Source organism: Pantoea sp. CTOTU49201 (assembly GCF_032054795.1).
Lineage (GTDB): Bacteria > Pseudomonadota > Gammaproteobacteria > Enterobacterales > Enterobacteriaceae > Pantoea > Pantoea symbiotica.
The window spans coordinates 1-3953 of sequence record NZ_DAMBSA010000418.1 but is presented as its reverse complement, the minus strand read 5'-3'; the positions used below and the strand labels follow the sequence as shown (position 1 = coordinate 3953).

The 3953-nt window shown below is 57.4% G+C and carries 3 protein-coding genes; all 3 read right to left on the bottom strand.

The window, feature by feature from the left end:
- Nucleotides 1-137: 137 nt before the first annotated feature.
- Nucleotides 138-1307 carry a bifunctional tRNA (adenosine(37)-C2)-methyltransferase TrmG/ribosomal RNA large subunit methyltransferase RlmN gene (locus RTY00_RS21275; protein ID WP_007884898.1) on the bottom strand — a complete coding sequence of 390 codons (1170 nt, stop codon included), beginning with the start codon at nt 1305-1307 and terminating at the stop codon, nt 138-140.
- 188 nt (nt 1308-1495) lie between these two features.
- The gene (ndk, locus tag RTY00_RS21270; RefSeq protein WP_007884899.1) at nt 1496-1927 is read right to left on the bottom strand and encodes a nucleoside-diphosphate kinase; all 432 of its coding nucleotides are present in this window, start codon (nt 1925-1927) and stop codon (nt 1496-1498) included.
- 168 nt (nt 1928-2095) lie between these two features.
- The coding region (gene pbpC, locus RTY00_RS21265; protein WP_312666054.1) for a penicillin-binding protein 1C at nt 2096-3953 on the bottom strand (1858 nt) is incomplete at its 5' end.

The following is a 3953-nucleotide window of genomic DNA, read 5'->3' as shown; positions in this document are numbered from 1 at the left end:
TGATTGACACAACCGGTTACAACAAAGCCAGCCAGAATCGCTGCGGGTAATCCTTTACGCATTTCAGTCTCTCCATGAAAAATATGCGGAGAGACTGACATGAGTTACGCCCGGTGAATATCAGCAGGCGCTGGCTTTCAGAGCGCCTTCACAGAGATGGCTTCGCCTGCCATTTTCTTACGCAGGGTACGCTTGGTACGGTCGATTACATCGCCCGCCAGCTGACCACAAGCGGCGTCAATATCGTCACCACGGGTTTTACGCACAATGGTGGTGAAACCGTAATCCATCAGCACTTTGGAGAAGCGATCAATACGGCTGTTGGAGCTACGGCCATACGGCGCGCCGGGGAACGGGTTCCACGGAATCAGGTTGATTTTGCACGGCGTCTCTTTCAGCAGTGCCGCCAGCTCATGCGCGTTGTCGGTGCTGTCATTGACGTGATCCAACATCACGTACTCAATGGTCACACGGCCCTGATTGGCGTTGGACTTGCCGATGTAGCGTTTTACCGCCGCAAGGAAAGTCTCAATGTTGTACTTTTTGTTGATCGGCACGATCTCATCACGAATGGCATCGTTCGGCGCGTGCAGCGAAATCGCCAGCGCTACGTCGATCATATCGCCCAGCTTATCCAGCGCCGGCACCACGCCTGAGGTTGACAGCGTCACGCGACGTTTTGACAGGCCGAAACCAAAGTCGTCCAGCATGATGTCCATTGCCGGTACCACGTTGTTCAGGTTCAGCAGCGGCTCGCCCATGCCCATCATCACCACGTTGGTGATCGGACGCTGACCGGTAATTTTTGCGGCACCGATGATTTTCGCGGCGCGCCAAACCTGGCCGATAATTTCTGAGACGCGCAGGTTACGGTTAAAGCCCTGCTGCGCAGTCGAACAGAACTTGCACTCCAGCGCACAGCCTACCTGCGAAGAGACGCACAAAGTTGCGCGATCCGCTTCCGGGATATAGACGGTTTCAACCAGCTGGTCGCCCACGCGAATAGCCCATTTAATGGTGCCATCGGTGGAACGCATCTCTTCCGCCACTTCCGGCGCACGGATTTCAGCGCGCTGCATCAACTTACCGCGCAGCACTTTGTTGATGTCGGTCATCTGCTCGAAATCATCGCAGCAGTAGTGATACATCCACTTCATGACCTGATCGGCACGGAACGGCTTTTCGCCCATCTCAAGAAAGAATTCGCGCATCTGCTGACGGTTAAGATCCAGCAGGTTAATTTTTTCGTTTTTTGGGGAAACAACCACGGGGGAAGCGGACGACGGCGTCACAATCTGTTCGGACATAATGTTCTCTGGCCTCGTTGTTACACGTTACGGCTCTGGTTAATAGTAGGAAAAAAACAGCGCCCTCGCTGAGGCTGGCTCAACAAGGGCGCATAATTGTACTACATCTGCTGCATGATGCCAGGGGAACCGTTTCACAGATGTTGAACAGCTGTAAAGACGCGTGTCCGCTTAGGCCATCAACGCACTTAGCGAGTGCGTGGGCAGACTTCGTTTTCTGCGAAGAAGTACGCGATTTCGCGTGCTGCAGATTCAGCAGAGTCAGAACCGTGGGTCGCGTTCTCGGTGAAGCTGTCCGCGTAATCCGCACGCAGAGTACCTGCCAGCGCGTTGTCTGGGTTAGTTGCACCCATCAGATCGCGGTGACGCTGAACGGCGTTTTCGCCTTCCAGTACAGAAACCACAACTGGGCCAGAAGTCATGAATTCAACCAGACCATCAAAGAATGGACGGCCTTTATGCTCAGCGTAGAAGCCTTCAGCCTGCTCTTTGGTCAGGTGCAGCATTTTAGCGCCAACGATTTTGAAGCCCGCGCTTTCAAAACGGTTATAGATTGCACCAATCACGTTCTTAGCGACGGCGTTTGGTTTCACGATTGAGAAAGTACGTTCGATTGCCATGTTGACCTCTAGTTAGCATCCTGAAGAATCCGGGAGCTCCTCCCGGTAAGAAAACGCGCCGATTATAGGGATATCATGGCGCGTTGCCTATTAGCGATTAGCGGAATTATTGAAAATAATTGATTTTTGTCGGGGCGCGCAGGCAAAAAGTATGCCATATCCATGCACTCAACCGCGGATAAATGACACCGATGAGAGTTGCCCCGCTTCATCCATCACCACCAGTTGATAACTGCCCGGCTCATCCAGCACCAGCGCCGCACTCTTATTATTCACGTCCCGCTCCAGCGGCTGCCCGTTTAAAAACCACCAGCGCTGTTCCCCTTGTCCGCCCTGCACCGCTACCGGCATCACCAGCACCACTTTACCCGGCAGTGGCTGTACGCGCTGCCCGTTGATCACACCGGTAATCACCATCGGCGGCGCGTTGCCCTGATTGAGTGGCGGACAAGCGGGATCGATCGGCGGCAAGCGCTGCGCACGGCGTTCAGCAACCGGCAGCCAGGGTTCAAGCGGCAGCGGCCACATCAGGCGCTCGTGACTTTGTGCATCCGGGCAGTCTGCTGCTACGCGCAATCCTCGGCTGTTCTGCCAGTAACGCTGGCGCAAACCATTAACGCCTTCCTGACCCGGCGCCAGCAGCGTTGGCGGCACGGTTAGATTCAATACCCAACTCTGACGACGCTGGCGACAATTCTCGTCGCCGATGGGCAACGGCTGACCGCCAGGCCAGCAAATGCTCATGGCACTGACCGCTTGCGGACGCGGATCGCGCGGCGCACCGTTCACCGGCATATGTCCAGCCAGCAGATTATTAACCTGATTCATCACCGGCACCGCCGAAGCAAAACCAAATTGCCCGGCGACCGGTGTCGCATCCGGTCGCCCAACCCACACGCCAATCAGATAGCGCGGCGTAATACCAATCGTCCAAGCATCGCGATAGCCGTAGCTGGTACCGGTTTTCCACGCCAAAGGCGCGATCTCCGGCACCGTGCCGCTGGCCGGCGGTTGCGCCGCGCCAGCCAAAATGCGCCGCACAATCCATGCTGCGCCCGGCGACAACAGCGGCCTTTCCTGCAGCGGCTGTGTCGTCAGCCAGCGCAGCTGTGCCGCATTGCCGTGACGGGCAAAGGCGCTGTAAGCCGCCACAATCTCATCCATGCGCGCGCCGGTACCGCCCAGCACCAGCGACAGATTCGGTTCTGCGCCAGCGGGAAAGCGCAAGTTCAACTCCACATTACGCAAACGCGCGGCGACGGTTTTTGGTCCCAGCGCATCCAGCAACTGCACCGCAGGAAGATTGAGCGATCGCTCCAGCGCATCGCTGGCGCTCACCGGCCCGTGGAAGCCCGAGTCGAAGTTACCGGGACGATAGTCACCGAAGCGGCGCGGCACATCCTGTAGCAGCGATTCGCCATGAATCAGCCCATCGTCCAGCGCCATGCCATAGACAAAAGGCTTCAGCACCGATCCCGGCGATCGCACGCTGGAGATCATATCGACGTGACCAAAACGGCTGTCGTCATTGAAATCCACCGAACCGACATAGCCGCGCACTTTCATGTTTTGGTGATCCACCACCAGCAGCGCCAACGAGGTGCGCGGCGGCAAGTTGCTTTTCAGCGACGCCGCCAGATTCTCCAGTTCGCGCTGCAGCGACACATCAATGGTTGAGGTGATTTTGTTGTCGGGTGACAGCGACAATAAGCGGCGAGCCAGCAGCGGCGCGCGTTGCGGCATCTGACGCGGCGGCAGCCACACCGCTTCTTGTTTGATATCAGCGACATCCTGCGCTGACCAGACGTGATATTGCGCGAGGCGATCCAACACTTTATTGCGTGCGGCTTCGGCGCGCTGTGGCCAGCGGTCCGGACGCAGGCGGCTCGGCGCCTGTGGCAGCACCGCCAGCAGCGCCGCTTCCCCTTTGGTAAGTTGCGATGGCGGTTTCCCCAGCCACATCCAACTCGCCGCGCCAACGCCCTCAACCGTGCCGCCAAAAGGGGCGCGATTGAGATACAGCGTG